The sequence below is a fragment of the Streptomyces sp. MS191 genome, assembly GCF_008042125.1.
Classification (GTDB): domain Bacteria; phylum Actinomycetota; class Actinomycetes; order Streptomycetales; family Streptomycetaceae; genus Streptomyces.
In genome coordinates this window covers 1-20,337 of the sequence record NZ_RDBI01000033.1, presented here as the reverse complement: position 1 = coordinate 20,337, position 20,337 = coordinate 1, and the positions used below count along the sequence as shown (strand labels likewise).

Genomic DNA, 20,337 nt, shown 5'->3' with positions numbered 1-20,337 from the left:
CTCAGTCCGGGCGCCCCGTTCACGCCCGGCCCCCGAGGGAGGAAGCCGCTGTGACCGACGAAGAGGTCCTGCTCGGACTCGCCCTGACGGTGGTGCTCGCCACCGGTTCGCAGATCCTGGCGAACAAGTTGCGCGTCCCGGCCCTGATCATCCTGCTCCCCGTCGGTTTCGCCGCCGGGTGGCTGACGGAGATCGTCCATCCGGACAAGCTGCTGGGGCCGGACTTCACGGACCTGGTGTCGCTGTCCGTCGCGGTGATCCTCTACGACGCCGGTCTGGGGCTCGACCTGCGCAAGCTCGTCGGCCACACCCGGGGGATCGTGATGCGGCTCCTCGTGTACGGCGTGCTGCTGACCTTCCTCGTCACCGGGGCGGTGGCACCCGCGATGTTCGACATGCCGCTGCGCGTGGCCGCGATGCTCGGCATGATCCTCGTCGTCTCGGGGCCCACGGTCGTGGGGCCGCTGCTCGACTTCGTGCGACCCAGCGACAAGGTGCGGCGCATCCTGATCTGGGAGGGCACCCTCACCGACCCGATCGGCGCCATCCTGGGCGCGCTGACCTTCCACGCGGTTGCCTCGTCGCACCACGTCGACATCGGCAGGGGCTACCAGCTGGGCCAGTTCCTCATCAGCCTGGCCGTCGGACTGGTCGGCGGCGCCGTGGCAACGGGGCTGCTGTGGTTCACTCTGCGCACCCTACGGCTCGGCGAGACCCTGGGCACGCTGGCGCAGCTCGCCATCGTGATCGGCGCATCGGCGTGCTGCGACGTCGTGCGCGACGACACGGGCCTCATCGCCGCGATCGTGGCGGGACTGGCCGTCTCCAACATCCGCGGCTTCGACATGCCCGCGCGCCGCCCCTTCCTGGAGACCCTGGTCCAGCTGATCATCGGGCTGCTGTTCATCTCCATCTCCTCCACCGTCACCCCGGCGTCGCTGGTGCCGGTGCTCCTTCCCGCGCTCGGTCTGATCGTGATCCTCGTCCTGGTGGTCCGGCCGATCGTGGCCTTCGGCGCCACGGCGCGCACCGGACTGTCACGCGGGGAGCGCACCTTCATCGGGTGGATGGACCCACGCGGCATCGTCGCGGCGGCGACGGCGTCGGCCTTCTCGTCCGGCCTGGTGCAGCGGGGGGTGCCGGGGGCGGCGAAGATCCTTCCCGTCACGTTCCTGGTGATCGTGGGCACCGTCCTGCTGTACTCCCTGACGGCGGCGCCCGTGGCCAGACGGCTGGGCGTCGTCAAGGCGGCCGGTACGCGGATTCTCCTCGTGGGTGGCGAGCCGTGGGTGATCGACCTGGGATCGGCCCTGCGGACGGCCGGCCTGGACGTGCTGATGTGGGCGGGAGCCGACGAGGAACGAGAGGACATCCGGCAAGCGGGGCTCTCGCTGGCCAAGGGCGATCTGCTGGCCACGGCCATCAACCCCGGGGCTCGCCTGGAGGGTGTGACGGCCGTCTTCCTGGCCACCGACGACGACGACTTCAACGCGCTCGCCTCGATCGTCATGCAGGACAACGTCGAGGGTCCCGTCTACCGGGTGGGGCCGCCGCACGACAGTCACGGCGTGGTCGCTCCGTACACCGGCGGCGACATCCTGTTCGGCGCCTCCCTGGTCCGGCACGTCCTCGCGGAGCGCTACGGGCGGGGAGCCAGGTTCACGGTGCAGCCGGCCGGCGTCCCGCTGCCTCCGGACCACGACACGCTCTTCGTGGTGCGGGGGGACCACCGGCTGGATCCCGTCACGGAGCGGGAGGAGACGGTGCCGCAGGAGGGCGACACCGTCGTCCTCCTCGGCCCCGCCCCCACCACCGCACAGCGCTGAGGCGCGAGCGGGGGCAGGGCCAGGGGCGAGGACGGGACAGGCCCTACAGCCCGTCCCCGCGCGGTTCCTGGACCATCGAGTCCAGGGTGATCGCCGCGTCGATCAGGGCCAGGTGGGTGAAAGCCTGCGGGAAGTTGCCCAACTGCCGCCCCGTCAGGTCGATCTCCTCGGAGTACAGGCCGAGGTGGTTGGCGTACGTCAGCATCTTCTCCAGCACCAGCCGGGCCATGTCGGTGCGGCCGGCCCGTGCCAGGGCGTCGACGTACATGAACGTGCACAGGGAGAAGGTGCCCTCGGAGCCGCGCAGGCCGTCGGGGGACGCCTCCGGGTTGTACCGGTAGACGAGGCTGTCGCTGACCAGCTCTCTCTCCATCGCGTCCAGGGTGGACTTCCACATCGGGTCCTCCGGCGTGATGAAGCCGACGGTCGGCATGCGCAGCAGGGAGGAGTCGAGCACGTCGTCCCCGTAGTGCTGCACGAAGGCCCGCTTCCCCGCGTCCCACCCACGGTCGTACACCTGTGCGTAGATCTCGTCCCGCGCGTCCACCCAGCGCCCGCCGGCCGCCGGGCGGCCGTCGTCGGTGGCGATCCGCAGGGCACGGTCGAAGGCCACCCAGGACATCACGCGGCCGTAGGTGAAGTCCTTCCGGCCGCCGCGCGTCTCCCAGAGCCCTTCGCCCGGCTGGTCCCAGTGGTCGACCAGCCAGTCGAGCAGGGTGTGCAGGGCCTTCCAGCCCCCGTGGTCGAGATGCATGCCGTGCTCGTGCGCGAAGTAGATGCTGTCGAGCGCCTCGCCGTAGATGTCCAGCTGGAGCTGGCTCGCCGCCCCGTTCCCGATGCGGACCGGGGCGGAGCCGCGGTAGCCCTCCCAGTGGTCCAGGGTCTCCTCGACCAGGTCGGCGGAGCCGTCGACCCGGTACATGATGTTCAGCGGCCCGTTGCCGTTCCCCTGGCCGGCTTCCTGCTTCACGCGGTCGTGCAGCCAGTTGATGAACGCGGCCGCCTCCTCGGTGAACCCCATGCCCAGCAGGGCGTACACCGAGAACGAGGCGTCGCGGATCCAGGTGAACCGGTAGTCCCAGTTGCGCTCGCCGCCCAGTTGCTCGGGGAGCCCCGTGGTGGGGGCGGCGACCAGTGCGCCGGTCGGCGCGTAGGTCATGAGCTTCAGCGTCACTGCCGAACGTTCCACCGCCTCGCGCCAGCGGCCGGAGTAGGTGGACTGCCCCAGCCAGGAACGCCAGAAGCGGACCGTGTGGTCGAAGAGCCGCTCGAACTCCTCCAGGCGGACCTCGTGCGGAGGTCCGTCGGGGGCGGATTCCATGACGATGCCGCGCTGCTGGCCCGCCCGCAGGCTCAGGGAGAAGCGCAGGTCGTCGTTCGCGCCCGGGAGAATGCTCAGCAGCCGCTCGTCCTGGGGCTCGCGGACCGCGTGGACGGCGAGGTGCAGGTCTTCCGAGGTGAACAGGGCCCCCTGCTCCGTGAGGTGCAGTTCGTGCGGCTTGCGGCCGTAGTCGAAGCGCGGAGCGATCTCCCCCTCGAACGTCATGCTGCCGCGTACGCAGCGGAGCATGCGCACGATACGGTGCCGGTCCGTCGCGGTGGCTCCCGTCACCGGCATGAAGTCGACGACCTCCCCGGCCCCGGCCTCCGTCATGAAGCGCGTCACCAGGACGGCCGTGTCGGGATGGTAGAGCTGTTTGGTCGTGTACGTGTCCGCGACCGGCCGCACGGTGAAGTGGCCCCCCTTGCGGCGGTCGAGCAGCGAGCCGAAGACGCTGGGTGAGTCGAACCGGGGACAGCAGAACCAGTCGATCGTCGCATCGGTCGTCACGAGCGCCGCGGTCTGCAGATCACCGATCAGACCGTGGTCCTCGATCAGGGGGTAGTCGTCCATCGTGGGCCCCTTTCAGCCCCGGTCGACCACACCCGGGGCACCTTCACTCCGCGGGCGGGGTGGACCGGACGGCACGCGATCAGCTTAGGCCGACGCGGTCGGTCCGTCCTGGCGAGCCCGACGGGCCGGTGGGACGGCGGTACTGCCGCTGCGCGGGGCCGGGAATCGCCCTACCGTGAGACGGAGGCGATCCCTGCGGGTCGCCCACCGTCTCGTCGTGCCCCGAGGGCACCTGACTCCTCCCGTGAGGGGGCGTGGCATGGGTGTCATGAGGTCCTGGGCGGACAGATTCAGGCTGCGGCAGAACGTCAAGGCCAGCCTGTGGATCGTGCCGAGTATCGGTCTCGTCCTCGGCGTCCTGCTCGCCGAGCTGGCGCTCGCCGCGGACAGTGCCGACTGGCCGCCGAGCGGCTGGCACTACTCCGCCACGACGGCGAGCGGCGTGCTCACCGCCATCGTGGGCGCGATGGTGGCGCTGCTCGGGTTCGTCGTCACCATCGGCGTACTGGTGGTGCAGCAGGCCACGAGCACCCTCTCCCCCCGTTACATGCGCCTGTGGTACCGGGACCGCCTGCAGAAGGCGGTGCTCGCGACCTTCACGGGGACGTTCGCGTTCGCCTTCTCCCTGCTGCGCAGCGTCGAATCCGCGTCCGTCCCCGACCTCGGGGTCACCCTGGCCGGTGCGGCGGTCGCGGTCAGCCTGGTGCTCCTGCTCATCTACCTCAACCGCTTCACCCACAGCCTGCGGCCGGTGGCCATCGCGGAGTTGGTCACGCGCCTGGGAGAGACGGTCTTCGCCGAGGGCGCCAGGGCGATCCGGGGCGCCGTGCCCCGTGGAGGCGGGGCGGTGCCGTCCGACGGCCCGGTGATGCGCGTGCGTACCGTACGCGGTGGCGCCATCCAGGCGTTCGACGTGCCCGGTCTGGTCGCCGAGGCGGCGCGCCACGACTGCGTCTTCGTCGCGACCCGGCTGGTCGGGGACTTCGTACCGCCCGGCACCGTGCTGGTGGAGGTGCACGGGGGCACGTCCGGACCCGACCCGGAGCGGGTGATCGGCCGGATCGCCCTGGGGGCCGAGCGCACGATCGAACAGGATCCCGCCTTCGCGCTGAGGATCCTCGTCGACATCGCGATCAGGGCCCTCTCCCCCGCGGTGAACGACCCCACGACCGCGGTGCAGGTCATCAACTACATCGAGTCGTTCCTGCACACGGTCGGCAGCACGCGACTGCCCGGACGCTACGTGCTGGCCGACGGCGACGGGGCCGCCCGGCTCGTGCTCCCGGGCCGGGACTGGGACGACTACCTCGAGCTCGCCGTCTGCGAGATCCGCGACTACGGAGGTTCGTCCGTGCAGATCTGCCGGCGGCTCCGGGCGATGCTGGAGGGCCTGCTCGAGGCCCTGCCGCCGCCCCAGCACCCCGCCGTGCGGACGCAGTTGCTGCTCCTGGAGGAGGCGGCCGAGCGGGAGTTCACCGACCCGGACCGCCTGGCCATCGCGGTTCAGGCCGATCACCCGCTCCGGGTCGGGTCCGGACGTGCCCCCGTGCACCTCCACCAGCACGGTGCCGGGCGGTACGAAGTCCCCGACCAGCCGGGTCGCGACGAAGACCCCCGGCCCGGGTCCGGCGACCCGGGCCGGGGATTCAGGAGCGCGGTTCCCGCGGCACGATGCGGTAGTCGAAGGCGAGCGTCCCCGGGTCGAGGGTGGTCGCGCCGCCGTCGACGGTGAGCACGGCGCCGTTGACGAAGGAGGAGGCCGGCGACAGCAGCCAGACGACGGCCTCGGCGACCTCGCGCGGCTCGCCGGGGCGCCCGGCGGGCAGGACGCGGGTGACCTCCTCGTACGCCGTGTCGACGCCGCCTTCCCCCAGGCCCGCTTCCTCGGCGAACCGGTTCATCCGGCGGTCCGCCATGTCGGTCCGCACCCAGCTCGGACAGACCGTGTTCGCGCGCAGGCCGGCGGCCCCGTAGTCGACCGTGAGCGAGCGGCAGAGCTGGAGCAGCGCGGCCTTCGACGTGGCGTAGGCGGCGCTGCCCGCGCCGTTGAGCAGAGCCGAGACCGAGGCCACGGCGACGACCGAGCCCCGTGCGGCCAGCAGATGGGGGAGGGCGGCGCGCACCAGATGGAAGGGGCCGGTGAGGTTGGTCCGCATCACCGCGTCCCAGTCCTCGACGGTCACGTCGCCGACGCTCCCGCCCCGTCCGATGCCGGCGTTGAGGACGAGGCCGTCCAGCCGTCCGTACGCGGCGACGGTCGCCTCGACGAGCGTGCGGACCGCCTCGGGGTCGCCGATGTCGGACGGCACGGCGAGCGCGCCCGTCTCCTCCGCGACGAGGTGGAGCGGTTCGGGACGCCGCCCGGAGACCGCCACGTGGTGGCCGGCCTCACGCAGCAGCCGGGCTGTCGCGGCGCCGATGCCCGTTCCGCCGCCGGTCACGAGGTACACGCGCTGGTCCGCCATCGTCGTCGAGCCTCCGTCGTGGGACGTCCGCCGCCGGGCGGCGGCGGTCGACCTCATGATCACATGGGCGACCGGGCGACCGGGCGACCCGCCGCGACCGCCGCGGAGGCGTGAACCTCAGGCGCCGGCGAGCGGCAGGCGTGCGCAGCGGCGGCAGGCCCGCGCCGAGGCCGCGATGCGCGCGTGGAAGATGAGGGCGGCCAGGCATGCGGCCGCCGTCAGCGGCCAGTTCGCGACCGCCGCCGACGCCACGGTGAACGCCAGCGCGCCCAGCGCGAGGGCGACCGCCGCGGCGGTGCCGGTCCAGGCGACCACGAGGGGCAGCTGTTCAGGGTGCGACAAGCGGCGGGACAACGGGCCGGTCGCGGCCAGCGCCGCGGCCGCCAGCAGGGCGGCGAGCACCGCCGTCCCGCCGAGCGGGGCGACCGCCCACCGCACCGCGCCGGGCACGCCCTGGTCCGCCATCCGGACGGAGACCTGCGTCAGGCACCAGCAGAGGAGCAGGAAGGGCAGGGCCGTCATCACCGTGCGCGCCGTGTCGCGCGCCTGGGCGATGGTCAACTCGCGCTGGAATCCCGGCGCGAGTTCGGCCACGGTGCCGAACTCGCGGACCGCCCGCCGTGCGGCCTCGCGCTCGGTCCCCTGCTCCGGCGCCAGGTCCCGCGCCGTGTCCACGAGACCGTCGCGCAGCTCGGCCACCATCCGCGCCTTCAGCCGCGCGGGGCCGTGGAGCGCCGCCGCCAGTTCCGTGACGTGGGCCTCGATGGGATCGTCGGGACGGACCTCGCGCATGGTCGCGTCGTCCGGACGGACCTCACCCGGGCTCGCGCCATCCGCTCCGGCCCCGCCCGGGACCGTGTCGGCCGCCGGGACGTCGTGCGCGCTCACGTCGCGGTCCCGGGGGCCGGAGCCGGGTCCAGTACCGAGCCGATGGCCGCGGTGAACTCCCGCCACGTCGTCCGCTCCGTGGCCAGTGCGCGCCTGCCGGCGTCGGTCAGGGCGTAGCGGCGCCGGCGTCGCTCTCCCGTCGACTCCCAGTCGCTGTCCAGCAGTCCGAGCCGCTCGAGCCGGTTGAGGGCGGGGTAGATGGTGCCTTTGCGCAGCTCCAGCGCGCCGTTGCTGCGCTCCTGGACGGCGGTGATGATCGCGTACCCGTGCAGCGGGCCGGATTCCAGTACGGACAGCAGCAGTCCGTCGAGGTGGCCGCGTACCGCATCCGTCTTCATAGTCAGGCAGCCTACCCAAAGAGCCGAGGGGTGTGCTACTTATCGATTGGCAGCCAACCTATCGGCTGTCGATCCATCGTCGGTTCGACGCGTGAAGGAACCTCCGTGACCGCACTGCTGCTCTCGCTCCACGTCCTGGCCGCGATCGTCGCGATCGGGCCGATCACCGTCGCGGCCTCGATGTTCCCCCGCTACGTCCGGCCCCCCGGTGAAGGCGTGGAGGGTCCGCCGGAGCGGGACCGGCAACAGGCCGCGGCCCTGCTGCACAGGATCTGCCGCGGCTACACGGTCCTCGGCGTCGCCGTCCCCGTGTTCGGCGTCGCCACCGGAGCGCGGCTCGGTGTGCTCACCGACGCGTGGCTGCTCGCCTCGATCGTGCTCACGGTCGTGGCCGCCGCCCTGCTGACGGCCGTGATCCTGCCGGGCCAGCGGAGCCTGCTCGAACCGGCCGCGGTCCCGGAGCGCGCGACGCGCGGCGACATCGCGGACGTCGCGGGGAGGGACGTCGCGGGTGCGGGTGCCGCGGAGGATCGGCGCTCGGCCGCGGCGCGGCTCGCGATGACCACGGGAGTCTTCAACCTGCTCTGGGCGGCCGTCGTGGTCCTGATGATCGTGCGCCCCGGCTCCACGACGGGGGTGTGACGGCCGTGCGGACTCTGCGGATCGCGGCCGCGGTCGAGGCCGTCTCGCTCGCGCTGCTGCTGCTCAACCTCGTCACGGTGCACGCCGAGGCGGTCACGTCCCTCGGCGGTCCGGTCCACGGCACCGCCTATCTGGCCGTCGTCCTCATGGTCTGGCTCACCCCCTCCCTCGCGTCGACCGGGGCGCGGTGGCGCGCCCTGGTCCCCGGGGTCGGCGGGCTGCTCGTGCTGCGGCGGTCGGGCGGGGGCGTGGTCGCCGGCGAGGGGTGACGGAGCGTCGGTGTCCCGACGGTGGAACGGCGGCGTCCGGATGGCGGACGACACGCGTCGAAAAGAAAGTTGCTACCGACCGGTAGTGAGGACGTCGCCTGCCGGTCATCATGTAGCGCGAGCATGACAACTCCTTCGGCCCGGTCCCCGTGACCGGGCCGTTGACAGGTTCCACACCCCAGGAGACCCCCCATGCATGCACCCGCCACGACATCACGCACCGCCGCGGCGCTCGCCGCGACCTTCGTCCTCGTCGCGGTCCCGGTCACCTCGGCCACCGCCGCGGAGGCGAGCCCGTCCCGCACCGCCGTCCCGGCCTCGGTCGGCGCGACCACGCTCACGGCCCAGAGCGTCGACTACGCCACCTGGCAGCGGGACGTCGCCGCCGTCGTGGCCGAGGCCCGCCCCTGGATCGAGGCGCGCTCCGGGAACGCCGGCACGCAGAAGCAGGCGATCGTGCTCGACATCGACAACACGTCCCTGGAGACGCACTTCCACCCGTTCTGGCAGCTGCCCACCCCCGCCGTCGCGGCCGTCCGCGACCTGGCCCGGTACGCCGACTCCCGGGGTGTCGCCGTCTACTTCGTCACCGCCCGTCCGGGCATCATCTACTCCCTCACGGACTGGAACCTGAAGAAGGCCGGCTACCCCGTCGACGGCCTGTACGTCCGCGACCTGCCCGACCTGTTCGCCGAGGTGAGCGCGTACAAGACGGAGAAGCGGGCCGAGATCGAGGCCAAGGGCTACACGATCATCGCCAACATCGGCAACAACACCACCGACATCGTCGGCGGCCACGCCGAACGCGCCTTCAAGCTCCCGGACTACGGCGGCCAGCTGGACTGACCGCCGCCGCCGAGCGCCGGAACGCGGACGGGCGGCCCGGCCCGAGCCAGGGCACCGAGGCTCCCCCGGAGACCGTCGCGCGTCGGAGCCGTACGAGCCGGCGACGGCCGGCCGCGCGGCACGCTGACGGAAGCCGCACGCTGACGGCGGAGCCGGTCGACCGGACTCCGGTCGACCGGCTCCGCCGAAGTCCCGGGGCGGCGCCCGCGATTAATGCGGTGGCGGCGTGGAGGCACCCCGTGCGAGGGTTCACGCATCGAAGGGGTGTAGCTCAGAGGCCAGAGCGCCGGTCTCCAAAACCGGATGCCGCAGGTTCGACTCCTGTCACCCCTGCCACACAGGACGGCCCGTCGGCCGTGCGCCACCGGCGCGGACCGTCGTCCTCGTACGAGCCGAGGAAGCCGTCCGCGCACGGGCCGGCGGCCGACCGGCCGCGAACAGCCGCCCCACGCGGCGTCAGCCGGCCGTGACCGGAAAGAACATCTGGTACGCGAGCCGTTCGCCGGCCCCGTCCCCGATGCGGGTGAGCGTCTCGTCGAGCGCCATGAACTCCTCCCACCTCGCCCGGCCGCCGGCCCGCGCGAGGGCGTCCACGACCAGGTCCTCGAGCTCGGGGACCCGCTTGTTCTTCCAGATCTTGTCGGCCAGGCTCACCAGCAGGTCCTCGAACCGCGCGCCGGGGGCGGCCCAGGAGCCGTGGGTGGCGGCGAAGCGCGCCAGTTCGGCGCTCACCCCGTGGGCGAGCAGGAGTTCGCGTCCGGCCTCCTCGTGCGCGGATCCGGGACCGGACAGCTCCCCGACATGGCGGGTCTTTCCGATGTCGTGCGTGGCGGCCCCGAAGAGCACGGCGCCACGGTCGAAGGGCAGCGAAGGCTGATCACGCTCCACCCGGTCGACGAGCTGGGCCGCGACGTCGTGCACCGCGCGCAGATGCGCCACGAGGCGCGGGGGAGCGTCGAGCGCCGCCAGCAACTCCGCGGCCCTGCGGGGCAGCGGGCGGAGCGGCGGCCGGTCGGTGTCGGCCAGGGCTATCGACATCACGGGCGCGGTGGTCATCGCGCAAGGGTAGGCCGCGCGCTCCCTGACGGGCAGTCGGGCCGGGGAGCGTCCAGGTCGTGTCCGGGCGGCCGGGAGGCTCGGAGGCCGCGGAATCCGCCGCTGCCCCCGTTCGGCGCAATGCCGTCCTCGTACCGCCCCGGCCCCGAGACTCGGAGCAGTCGAACCCCGGAGGAGCCGAGCGTGGACGCGGACCAGAGGATTCGGTCCCTGACTCCGTTCATGGCCGTCCTGACATTGACGACCGGAGTGGTCGAAGCGGTCTCGGTACTGCAACTGGGGCCGGTGTTCACGGCCACGCAGACCGGCAGCCTGCTGTTCCTCGCGTTCGGCCTGGCGGGTCAGGGAGGGCTCTCGGTCGTCGCGCCCGTCGTCTCGATCGGGGCCTTCGCGGTGGGAGCGGTGATCGGCGCCCGCATGGACGTGCGGCTCGAAGCCCACCGGCACCGGTGGTTCGTCATCGCGCTCGTGACGGAGGGGCTGCTGATCGCCCTCGCCGCCCTCGCCGGGTGGGGGGTCGTCCCCTCGGAAGGCGCGCCGTCGGCCCGCCACGCGGTCGTCATCGCCCTTCTCGCGCTCCCGATGGGCATCCGCAACGTCACCGCGCTGCGCATCAGCATCCCCGACATGCCGACGACCGTGGTCACGCGCGGTATGACGGCGCTGCTCAGTGGCTCGGCCCTGGGCCACGACCCGGCGCTGGGCTACGGGTCGGGCGCCGTGCGGCGGCGGTCGGCCTCGGTCCTCGCGATGTTCGTGGGCGGCCTGATCGGCGCGTACCTCGTGCGTCTCGGCTGGTCCGTCACCGCCGTGCTGCTGCCGGTCGCCGCGGTCGTGCTCGTCCTCGCGGCCGTGCACGGCATGAAGCCGCCCCCGGACATGAAGCCGCCCCCGGACATGAGGTGAGCCGACGGGGGAGGGGCTCGTCCCAGGTCCGGGGGCGGAGGTGTCACCCGGGACGCGGGGTACGGAACCCTGGCCCCGCGGGTGACCGGTAGCGGGTGATCAGTAGTAGTGCTTGCGCCCGCCGACGGAGTGGCCCACGGCTCCCAGAATCCACAGAACGGCGCCGACGACGGCGAGGATGACGCCGATGGTCCACAGGAAGCCGATTCCCGTGGCGAAGCCGATGACGAGCAGTATGAGCCCCAAGATGATCATGGTGTCCTCCGTTTGCTCCGAATCCCACTGACAAGGGCGAGGGCAGTGACGGCCCCGAGGGCGCCGCCGCCCGTGGAGGGGGGAATCCACAGGCGACGGCTGTGCGGACTGCCTAGCAGGCGGGTGCCCCGTTCGAACGCATGCATGCACGGGAGTCCTTGTCCGGTACCGCACCGCGCGGCGTACCCGCCTGCGCCCGGTGTCCGGTGCCGGAAATTCCTCGATCCTTCCCGCCCCACGTGCATCCGGACGGGTCCCGGCGGCGGTAAGACCGGCAGAGTCCCCACCTCCTGACGTCGGCGGAGGTGGGGACTCGTCCGCGGCTCACCGTGTGTACCCGGGTGCCCTGGGGCAGGGGCCGGGCAGGGACGCCGGCCGGTCGGCCGGCCCGGCGGACCTCCGTGAATCCGGGAGGCGACAGCCCATGGACCGGCGGGAGACGGTGCGCGGACTCCTGGCGGAGCACGGCAGGACACACGCGCAGGAGGCGGGTATCCGGATGCGGAACACCCCCGCCCCGCTGTACCAGGTGCTGGTCCTGACCGTCCTCTTCTCCGTCCGGATCCGCTCCGACATCGCGGTCGCGGCCGCGCGCGAGCTCTTCGGTGCCGGCATGCGCACGCCTCGGGCCATGGCCGACGCATCCTGGCAGCAGCGTGTCGACGCCCTCGGCCGGGCACACTACCGGCGCTACGACGAGAGCACGGCGGACGCCCTGGGCCGCGGCGCCGAGTTCGTCCTCGACACCTACCGCGGGGACCTGCGACGGCTGCGCGACCGGGCCGGCCGGGAGCCCGTCCGGATCAGGGAACTGCTCCGGGAGGTCCCCCGGATCGGGCCGGTCGGCGCCGACATCTTCTGCCGGGAGCTGCAGGGCCTCTGGCCGGAGCTCAGGCCGGCCTTCGACCGTCGGGCCCGGGAGGCGGCCCGTACCCTCGGACTCCCGGAGAAGCCGGAGGACCTGGCCGCCCTCGTCCCCGTCGAGGACCTGCCCCGGCTGGCCGCCGCCCTGGTCCGGACCCGCCTGACCCGGTGAGGGCGAGCCGTGCAGCCCGCCCGGCGTGCCGGCTGTACGGGGCAGGCCGCCGTTCTACTTTGTCGCGCCGCCCGGGGCCGTACCGCCCGTGTCGGCGGCCTTCGCCGACAGGGGCGTGGCGATGTCCTCCAGCGACCGGCCCTCGGCCGCCACGGCGAAGAACACCGCGACGAGCCCCGCGAGGACCATGAGCGCGGCACCGATGCAGAAGGCGATGACGGCGTCGCCGACCACTCCGCTCTCGGTGAGCTCCGCGAAGATCAACGGGCCGGAGATACCGCCGGCGGCCGTGCCGATGGCGTAGAAGAAGGCGATGGCCATCGCCCGGGTCTCCATCGGGAAGATCTCGCTGACGGTGAGGTAGGCCGAGCTGGCACCGGCGGAGGCGAAGAAGAGGACGACACACCAGCAGGCGGTCATGGTGGTCGCGTCCAGGCTGCCGCGGTCGAAGAGCCAGGCCGTGCCGAACAGCAGCAGCCCCGAGAGGATGTAGGTGCCCGCGATCATGGTGCGGCGGCCGACCGTGTCGAAGAGGCGGCCGAGCAGCAGCGGGCCGAGGAAGTTGCCGAAGGCGATGACGGCGAAGTAGTACCCGGTGTTGCCGGTGGGGACGTCGAAGAACTTCTCCAGGATCGAGCCGAAGCCGAAGGTGATGGCGTTGTACAGGAACGCCTGCCCGATGAAGAGGGAGAAGCCGAGCACCGCCCGTTTGGGGTACGAGCGGAAGAGCGTACGGGCGATCTCGACGAACCCGATGGACTTGCGCTGCTCGATGGTGATCGCCGTCTCCGGCTCCGGCAGGGTGATGCCCTTCTCGTCCTCCACCTGGTGTTCGACGGAGGTGACCAGTTCCTCCGCCCCCTCCGAGCGGCCGTGGATGAACATCCACCGCGGGCTCTCCGGAACGTGCCGCCGCACGAGCAGGATCACGAGACCGAGCACGACGCCGAGCCCGAAAGCGAGCCGCCAGCCGACGTTGACCGGGAAGATGTCCGTGTCGAGGGCGAGGACGGAGAGCAGCGCGCCGCCCATGGCCCCCAGCCAGTAGCTGCCGTTGATGATGAGATCGACGCGTCCGCGGTACTTGCTGGGGATGAGCTCGTCGATGGCCGAGTTGATGGCGGCGTACTCACCGCCGATGCCGAAGCCGGTCAGGAAGCGGAAGAGGAAGAACCACCACACGGAGAAGGAGAGCGCGGTCAGCGCCGTTCCCGCCAGATAGACCGCGAGGGTGATGAGGAAGAGCTTCTTGCGGCCGTAGCGGTCGGTGAGCCAGCCGAAGAACAGGGCGCCCAGACAGGCGCCTGCCACGTAGAGCGCCGCGGCCGTACCCGTGACCTGGGCGTCGGTGATGGGCAGCCCGCTGCCGTCCTCGGAGAGCCGGCCGGCCATGTTGCCGACGATGGTCACCTCGAGGCCGTCGAGGATCCACACGGTCCCCAGGCCGATCACGATCATCCAGTGCCAGCGCGACCACGGCAGCCGGTCCAGCCGCGCCGGCACCTTGGTGGTGACGGTCCCGATCGCGACGTCGTCTCTGGCGCTCATGGCACGACTCCTGTCCTCGTGGTCGTGGAGGGGCGACCGTGCCAGGTTGTCGTAGGCCACGCCGCTCCGCATGTGCTGCATCGGCGGTCGGCCCGTGCCCCGCGGCACGGCTGACGGCACGGCAGGCCCTTCCGGGACCCGCCTCACGCCCCGGGCTCCGGTACCCCGTGGCCGTCCCCGCATGCCCGTCCGCCGGGGCCCTCGGTGTCGCCCGCCGGGAGCGTGCTCCGGCGTCCCGCGCGAGGCCGGAGCGCCCCGGGGCGGCCGGTGTTCCGCCGCGGGCGCGGCCCCCGTCCAGCCGGCCGTCCACCCGGTGTCGGTGCGGCCTGCTGGAATGTGCACGGAACGCCCGACACATGAACGAACCCGGGGGAGGGGCGCCATGTCCCGTGCTCGTACGGACGCGGACGCACCGCGTCATCAGCCCGACACGCCGCGGACGGCGGCCGCCACCGAGCGGCGCAGGGGGCCGGCGGTGCCCGTCGGGGAGCGCGGGCGCTCCGCCCTCGGAGCGATCGACCTCCTGCGCTCGCTCGCCCCCGACACGGCCCCGCTCCCCGACGATCCGGCGGTCCTGCGCCACCTGGCGGCCCACGAGGTCGCCGACGCACCCGGCCGGCGGCACCCGGACTGGCTGCGCGAGGCTTGCCTCGCCCGGGGACTGGACGACCTGGCCCACCACGGCGWGCCGCCGACCCGCGCGGAGACGTTGCGCCACCTCCGGCGCCCCTCGGACACCGATACGCTCGGCCGCACGGCCGAACGGGCGTACCTGCACGGCATCGTGCGGGCCGACGACCTCCTCGACCACCTGCCCGCCGCCCTGTTGCTCCGCCTGCCCCACGACTGGCGGGGCTCGGCGTTCGTCGGGGCCTGGCGCGGCTCTCTCGCGGCGTGGCTGGAACGCGAGCTCGGCACCGACCCGGACGCCTGGCTGCGCCTGGCCGCCGCGTCCCGGGGGCCGGCCACCGCCCACGGCGCCGACGGCGGCCCCGAGTTCACCGCCACCTGGCCCGAGCTGCTCGCCCGCTCCCGCCGGGTGGTCACGTTGGCGGCCGGCCGGCCCTGCGCGTCCGTGGTGCGGTACAGCAGCTGGATCGCCCGCACCGGTGAGGGAATGCCGAGCAGGTGGTACTGCAGCGTCCGCGACGCGAGGACGGTGCCCGGTGCGAACGAGGACAGGGGCGCGCCGCCCCGGCGGCCGGTGCCGCGCCGGTCACCGCCGTCGAAGCCGCGGCGGCCACCGCGACCGCGACCGACCCCTTCTACTCCTACTCGGGCGGCGCGCCCCTGTCCTCGTTCGCACCGGGCACCGTCCTCGCGTCGCGGACGCTGCAGTACCACCTGCTCGGCATTCCCTCACCGGTGCGGGCGATCCAGCTGCTGTACCGCACCACGGACGCGCAGGGCCGGCCGGCCGCCAACGTGACCACCGTGGTGCGCAGCCCCTCCGGCGACGGCACCAAGGCGGTGTCCTACCAGTCGTTCTACGACTCGCTCGACCCGGCGGACGGGCCGTCCCGGGCGATCGCCGGCGACGTCACCTTCGGAGGCCTCATCCCGAACGTCGAGGCCCTCGTCCTGGTGCCGCTGCTGACCCAGGGCTACGACCTCGTCATCCCCGACACCGAAGGACAGCGCGCCGACTTCGCCGCCGGACCCGAGTACGGGAGGAACACGCTGGACTCGATCCGCGCCGCGACCAGGTCCGCGGAGACCGGGCTCGGCTCCGCCACCGCGTTCGGCCTCGTCGGCTACTCCGGCGGTGCCATCGCCACGAACTGGGCGGCCGCCCTCGCGCCGGGCTACGCCCCGGACGTCAACCGCCGGCTGGTCGGTTTCGCCCAGGGCGGTCTGCTCGTGGACCCGGCGCACAACCTCACGTACGTGGACGGCTCGCTGGCGTGGTCCGGCGTCATCCCCATGGCGGTCATCGGGGTGTCCCGCTCCTACGGCATCGACCTGAAGCAGTACCTCAGCGGCTACGGGCTGGAGGTCTACGAGGAGCTGGAGCAGGGTTCGATCGTCGACGCCCTCGGCCGCTACCCCGGGCTGACCTGGAAGAAGATGGCGAAGCCGGAGTACGCCGACCCCCACTCGATTCCCGCTTTCGTGGAGGCGATGAACACGATCAACCTCGGATCGGCCCCCACACCGACCGTCCCGGGCTACGTCGCCCAGGGCGACGCGGGCGTCCTGGAGGGGACCTTCGCCGATCCCCCGGGCATCGGCACGGGCGACGGGGTCATGGTCGCCGGGGACGTGCGGGCCCTCGCCCGGCAGTACTGCGCCACCGGCAACCCGGCCGTCAAGTACAGCCAGTTCGACCTGCTCAGCCACGCGGGCGTGCCGGTCGTCTGGGCCCCGCTCGCGCTCGACTGGCTGAACGACCGGTTCGCGGGCCGGACGGCCCCGTCCGACTGCAACCGCATCCCCGCGGGCAACTCCCTGGCGCCGGAGAAGCCGACGTCGTCCTCGTGACGTCCCGGTGAGGCCCCGCCGCGTCTCCTCGGAGCCGCGGCGGGCCCCGGGAGCCACCGGGACCGGGGCCCTACCCGGCGGCCGGGCGGCGCAGACCCGCGCGCCCTCTTCCCGAGGCGACCGATGACTCCGCGCCGCGCCCGGAGTCCTACCTGGTAGGACACCCGCCCCGACGAAGGAGAAGCCGTGACACGGGACGTCTGGCCGATGGTGCACGCCGAGCGGGCGGCACTGATCGAGGACCTGGCCCGGCTCGACGAGGACCGGTGGCGGGAACCGTCGCTCTGCGAGGGGTGGACCGTGCACGACGTGGTGGCCCATCTGGTCGACACGGCCCTCACGACACGCATCGGGTTCGTGGTCGGACTCGCCCGGGCGCGATTCGACTTCGACCGGCAGAACGCCGTCGGCGTGGAACGCGCACGGGGTGCCGACCCGCAGGAGACGCTGCGCCGTCTCCGCCGGGTGGCGACACGGACGTCGACCCCGCCGGCCCCGCTCGACAGCCGCCTCGTCGAGGAGGTCGTCCACGGTGAGGACATCCGGCGGCCCCTGGGCCTCACCCGCCCCTACCCGACGCAGGCCGTCGTCAGGGCCCTCCTTCTCCAGACCCGCACGCCCGCGTCGTTCGGTGGCGCCAAGGAGCTGCTGAACCGGGTCCGCCTGACCGCGACGGACGCGGACCTGGCGATCGGAACCGGCCCGGAGGCGACCGGCCCCGCCCTCTCCCTGCTGCTCGCCGTGTCGGGCCGCCGGGTGGCGCTGGACGACCTCTCGGGACCGGGCGTCGCCGCGCTGACGGCGGGTTCCTGACGGCCGGGGGGTGTCGTCGGACACCACCGAACCGGTGCCTCGACGGAATTCCGCGGCAGGTGCCGACGCTAGGCACCATCGATCTCGCGCGCGACTACGGTCCAGCGCCGCCCACCACTCGTCCGCGAGCCCCATGAACCGTGATCGTGCACAGCGCGAGACCCCGCGTTCGACACCCGGCCACGCGGCCTAGTACCAGGGGCGGGCGTCCGCCGTGGGGAGCGGACGCAGGTTCGGCCAGCGTTCGAGCAGGCGGTCGGCGAGGGCGGAGCCGAGGCGGCCGACGGCGTGCAGGTGGTCGTGGTCGCGGGTCATGTCGGCGACCACGCCCAGGCGATGGACGAGCCGCTCACGGGCGGAGACGGGACCCCACTCGAAGTCCTCGGCGGGCACCCGGGCGAGCTGGTCGACCGTCCCGCGGTGGGCCCGTTCGACGAGCGCGTCGCCCTGGATCAGCCAGCCGGCGCAGGCGTCGGCGAGGTCACCGGGCACGTCCTTCCCGGTGAGGCCGCGCCAGGTGCTCCGGTAGACGTCCTCGACCTCCGTGAGCGGGGCCGCGGTGACCGACATGGCACACCAGCAGGTGGGAAAGCCGATGCGGAAGTAGGCGAGTTCGATCAGGCCGTTGCCGAGCGAGGCCCGCTCGAAGTCGACGAAGCGGACGCCGTCGGCGGTGCGCAGATCATTGCCGGGGCAGGGGTCGCCGTGCAGCAGCGCGTGGTACGGGGTGGGGTCCAACCGCTGCAGGAGACCGCCGAGTTCGTCGGGAACCGTGGCCGGTACGGCCACGTCGAGCGCCCTGGCCAGGGCGAGGAAGGACTCCGCGTCGGTGGCCGTGGGCCCGGACCAGAGCGGTAGTGCGCCCGCGTCGGCGGGCCCGGTCAGGGCGTGCAGCCGGGCGAGCGACTCGGCGTACCCCGGCATCCAGTCGTCCGTCCTGCCGAGGTCGTCCAGGTGCTCGAGGACCATCACCCGCGAGGGCAGGTCCGTGGCGAGCAGCGCGGGGGCCACGGCGGGCCCGGAGGCCCGGCCCGCCAGGCGCAGCCCGGCGACCTCCCGTGCGAAGCGTGTGTCCGCGTCGGCGCCCGTGTCCCCGTCGTCGGTGATCTGCTTGACGATCACCACCTGCCGGTCGGCCAGCCGCACCCGCCACACCCGTGAGCGCGGACTGCTGTCCAGGACTTCGGTCCGCTCGGGAGTGCCCACGGTGGCGAGCAGCGCTTCGTTGAAGGGAACACGGTTCAGCATGCCGACGAGCGTAGCCGTGCCTTCGCACGCGCGAGCGAACGCCCTGGATCTGCCCAGGCACCGGCTCCCCGTCGTCGGCTCCCGCTCTCCCCTCCCCTGCTCGGGCACCCCTCTCGAACGGGCGCTGTCAGTGGCCCCCGGTAGCTTCGGGACTGTTCGAGATCACGGGGTGAGAGGGGTGAATTCGTGGGTGTCAGGCATGCGTTGAGCGTGGTCCTGGTCGACGTCAACGACGAGGTGGTGACGGCCTGGCGGTCCGCGTTCGCGGACACGCCGGAGGTCGAGATCCGGCGGGGTTCCCTCCTCGATGTGGACGCCGACGCCTGGGTCTCCCCGACCAACGAGCGGGGCCGGATGGACGGTGGGGTCGACGCCGTCGTCAAGCGGTACCTGGGGGCGGGCATCCAGGTGCGGGTGCAGCGGGCGATCCGCGACCGGTTCGGCGGGCGACTGCCGGTGGGCAGCGCGGTGTGCGTCCCGTCCGGGGCGGACGTACCCCGGTACCTGATCTCGACGCCGACCATGCGCCAGTCGTCGCAGAACGTCAGCGAGACGATGAACGTGGCGCTGGCCTGCGCGGCCGCCTTCCAGGCGGTGCACCTGCAGAACCGGGCGAAGCCGGGCAGCATCCGGTCGGTGGCCCTCGTCGGGATGGGCGCGCAGACCGGGCAGGTGCCCGCGAAGGTGTGCGCCAACCTGATGTGGACGGGCTACACCCTCTTCCACGACCACGGGTTCGCGGACTATGACGAGCTGCGGGCCGCCGTACTGGGGCAGCTCGACGACATCGAGGGAGCGGGGTCCGCGCGGCGGGTCCGGATCAACGTGCCGCGGCGGCCTTCCTTTCGTCACTGACCCGACGACCGCGCAGACCGGTGCCGCCTTGGGCGCGGACACCGGCGAGAACCCTGTCGCATCCGTCCAGCATGCCGAGGCGCCCGTGGAGGCGTCCGGTTCGAGTACCGGGAGTCCCACCCTCGTGAGTGATGTCGACGTGACGGCCGCCGGCGATGCCGGATCCCCGGCCGGGGATCCGCTGGGACTGGCCGACCTGTTCACCGGTGGCGGCGAACCGTGGCTGCCACTGCTCGGACCGGTGATCGAGGCGCAGCCGGGAGCCGCCGACTTCATCGGCCCGAAGCGCAGCCCGGAGGTCGTTCCGGTGCGCGAGCTGACGTTCCAGGCGTTGAAGCCGCATCCGCCGGAGAAGTGGAAGGTGGTCGTCTTCGGGCAGAACCCCTATCCGCGGGCGGAGAGCGCGACCGGCATCGCGATGTTCGACAACACCTTCAACGACTGGAAGGACAGCCAGTTCGGCCGGGTCGTCAGCATCCGCTGCCTCATCAAGGCGGCCGCGATGTGGAAGTACGGCATCGTCAAGAAGACCCCGATCGCCGACGTCCGCGCCCTGTTGAAGAAGGAGGACACGGTTCAGCCGCCGGAGTGGTTCCAAGCGATGCTCACCCAGGGTGTGCTGCTGCTGAACGCGTCCCTCACGGCGAGCGCGGACGGGGCGATGGCCACCGACCGGCACACGTCGTTCTGGCGTCCCGTGGCCGAGCAGATCGTCGAGGAGATCCTCCGGGCGAAGCAGGACGCGGCGGAGGAGGACGACCGGGGGGTGGTGTTCGCCTGGTGGGGCGCGCACGCCCGCAGTCTGAAGAGGGTCGTCCAGCGGCTGGAGAAGAAGTACCCGGGGGTGCAGGTCCGCCACCTGGACCACGCCAATCCGGCGGCGCAGGGGGACCTGTTCTGCGAGGGCGACCACTTCGCCCAGGTGAACGACGCCCTGGCGGCGGTGGGGGCCGAGCCGGTCGACTGGCTGC

General features: G+C 72.7%; 19 protein-coding genes and 1 tRNA gene. 12 read left to right on the top strand and 8 right to left on the bottom strand.

What is annotated here, in order from left to right:
- Positions 1–50 precede the first annotated feature (50 nt).
- Complete coding sequence (locus EAO71_RS04185) at positions 51–1,826, top strand: cation:proton antiporter (protein WP_147976408.1); 1,776 nt, start codon at positions 51–53, stop codon at positions 1,824–1,826.
- Between the two features lie 43 nt (positions 1,827–1,869).
- Here the strand turns inward: EAO71_RS04185 and EAO71_RS04180 are convergent, their stop codons facing one another.
- Positions 1,870–3,720, bottom strand: a complete 1,851-nt coding sequence (locus EAO71_RS04180; protein WP_147976407.1) for a glycoside hydrolase family 15 protein — start codon at positions 3,718–3,720, stop codon at positions 1,870–1,872.
- 259 nt (positions 3,721–3,979) lie between these two features.
- On the opposite strand from EAO71_RS04180, the gene EAO71_RS04175 reads away from it, so the two are divergent.
- Positions 3,980–5,452 (top strand): DUF2254 domain-containing protein, encoded by a 1,473-nt coding sequence (locus tag EAO71_RS04175; protein ID WP_261991989.1) that lies wholly within the window; start codon positions 3,980–3,982, stop codon positions 5,450–5,452.
- Here the strand turns inward: EAO71_RS04175 and EAO71_RS04170 are convergent.
- The 3 genes from EAO71_RS04170 to EAO71_RS04160 form a co-directional block, all read right to left on the bottom strand.
- On the bottom strand, positions 5,367–6,185 hold the full coding sequence (locus tag EAO71_RS04170; protein WP_147976406.1) for an SDR family NAD(P)-dependent oxidoreductase: 819 nt from the start codon (positions 6,183–6,185) through the stop codon (positions 5,367–5,369). The genes EAO71_RS04175 and EAO71_RS04170 overlap by 86 nt on opposite strands.
- A gap of 117 nt (positions 6,186–6,302) precedes the next feature.
- The gene (locus tag EAO71_RS04165; protein WP_261991988.1) at positions 6,303–7,073 is read right to left on the bottom strand and encodes a permease prefix domain 1-containing protein; all 771 of its coding nucleotides are present in this window, start codon (positions 7,071–7,073) and stop codon (positions 6,303–6,305) included.
- Positions 7,070–7,411, bottom strand: coding sequence for a PadR family transcriptional regulator (locus EAO71_RS04160; RefSeq protein ID WP_147976405.1), 342 nt, complete (start codon positions 7,409–7,411; stop codon positions 7,070–7,072). Before EAO71_RS04160 ends, EAO71_RS04165 begins: the two co-directional genes overlap by 4 nt.
- A gap of 105 nt (positions 7,412–7,516) precedes the next feature.
- Between EAO71_RS04160 and EAO71_RS04155 the strand changes: the two genes are divergently transcribed.
- The 4 genes from EAO71_RS04155 (at position 7,517) to EAO71_RS04140 (ending at position 9,504) form a co-directional block, all read left to right on the top strand.
- Positions 7,517–8,053, top strand: a complete 537-nt coding sequence (locus EAO71_RS04155) for a hypothetical protein (protein ID WP_147976404.1) — start codon at positions 7,517–7,519, stop codon at positions 8,051–8,053.
- 5 nt (positions 8,054–8,058) lie between these two features.
- Positions 8,059–8,322, top strand: coding sequence for a DUF3817 domain-containing protein (locus tag EAO71_RS04150; RefSeq protein WP_147976403.1), 264 nt, complete (start codon positions 8,059–8,061; stop codon positions 8,320–8,322).
- Between the two features lie 192 nt (positions 8,323–8,514).
- The gene (locus tag EAO71_RS04145) at positions 8,515–9,168 is read left to right on the top strand and encodes an HAD family acid phosphatase (protein ID WP_147976402.1); all 654 of its coding nucleotides are present in this window, start codon (positions 8,515–8,517) and stop codon (positions 9,166–9,168) included.
- A gap of 260 nt (positions 9,169–9,428) precedes the next feature.
- A tRNA-Trp gene (locus EAO71_RS04140) sits at positions 9,429–9,504 on the top strand.
- Positions 9,505–9,624: 120 nt separating this feature from the next.
- Here the strand turns inward: EAO71_RS04140 and EAO71_RS04135 are convergent.
- Positions 9,625–10,224: an HD domain-containing protein gene (locus EAO71_RS04135; protein WP_147976401.1), complete on the bottom strand. Its 600-nt coding sequence runs from the start codon at positions 10,222–10,224 to the stop codon at positions 9,625–9,627.
- A 183-nt stretch (positions 10,225–10,407) separates the two neighbouring features.
- Between EAO71_RS04135 and EAO71_RS04130 the strand changes: the two genes are divergently transcribed.
- Positions 10,408–11,130 (top strand): YoaK family protein, encoded by a 723-nt coding sequence (locus tag EAO71_RS04130; protein ID WP_261991987.1) that lies wholly within the window; start codon positions 10,408–10,410, stop codon positions 11,128–11,130.
- A 99-nt stretch (positions 11,131–11,229) separates the two neighbouring features.
- Here the strand turns inward: EAO71_RS04130 and EAO71_RS37480 are convergent, their stop codons facing one another.
- The gene (locus EAO71_RS37480; RefSeq protein WP_187282556.1) at positions 11,230–11,385 is read right to left on the bottom strand and encodes a DUF6131 family protein; all 156 of its coding nucleotides are present in this window, start codon (positions 11,383–11,385) and stop codon (positions 11,230–11,232) included.
- Between the two features lie 424 nt (positions 11,386–11,809).
- Between EAO71_RS37480 and EAO71_RS04125 the strand changes: the two genes are divergently transcribed.
- Positions 11,810–12,421, top strand: coding sequence for an endonuclease (locus EAO71_RS04125; RefSeq protein ID WP_147976399.1), 612 nt, complete (start codon positions 11,810–11,812; stop codon positions 12,419–12,421).
- Positions 12,422–12,475: 54 nt separating this feature from the next.
- Here the strand turns inward: EAO71_RS04125 and EAO71_RS04120 are convergent, their stop codons facing one another.
- Positions 12,476–13,969, bottom strand: a complete 1,494-nt coding sequence (locus tag EAO71_RS04120) for an MFS transporter (protein WP_147976398.1) — start codon at positions 13,967–13,969, stop codon at positions 12,476–12,478.
- A gap of 1,134 nt (positions 13,970–15,103) precedes the next feature.
- On the opposite strand from EAO71_RS04120, the gene EAO71_RS04110 reads away from it, so the two are divergent.
- Positions 15,104–16,450, top strand: a complete 1,347-nt coding sequence (locus EAO71_RS04110; RefSeq protein WP_147976422.1) for a lipase family protein — start codon at positions 15,104–15,106, stop codon at positions 16,448–16,450.
- A gap of 207 nt (positions 16,451–16,657) precedes the next feature.
- Positions 16,658–17,263, top strand: a complete 606-nt coding sequence (locus tag EAO71_RS04105; protein WP_147976421.1) for a maleylpyruvate isomerase family mycothiol-dependent enzyme — start codon at positions 16,658–16,660, stop codon at positions 17,261–17,263.
- A 189-nt stretch (positions 17,264–17,452) separates the two neighbouring features.
- Here the strand turns inward: EAO71_RS04105 and EAO71_RS04100 are convergent, their stop codons facing one another.
- Positions 17,453–18,511 carry a phosphotransferase gene (locus tag EAO71_RS04100; RefSeq protein WP_147976397.1) on the bottom strand — a complete coding sequence of 353 codons (1,059 nt, stop codon included), beginning with the start codon at positions 18,509–18,511 and terminating at the stop codon, positions 17,453–17,455.
- Between the two features lie 186 nt (positions 18,512–18,697).
- Between EAO71_RS04100 and EAO71_RS04095 the strand changes: the two genes are divergently transcribed.
- On the top strand, positions 18,698–19,366 hold the full coding sequence (locus EAO71_RS04095) for a macro domain-containing protein (RefSeq protein WP_147976396.1): 669 nt from the start codon (positions 18,698–18,700) through the stop codon (positions 19,364–19,366).
- Between the two features lie 124 nt (positions 19,367–19,490).
- A partial coding sequence (locus EAO71_RS04090; RefSeq protein WP_459112777.1) for a uracil-DNA glycosylase family protein occupies positions 19,491–20,337 on the top strand: 847 nt, incomplete at its 3' end.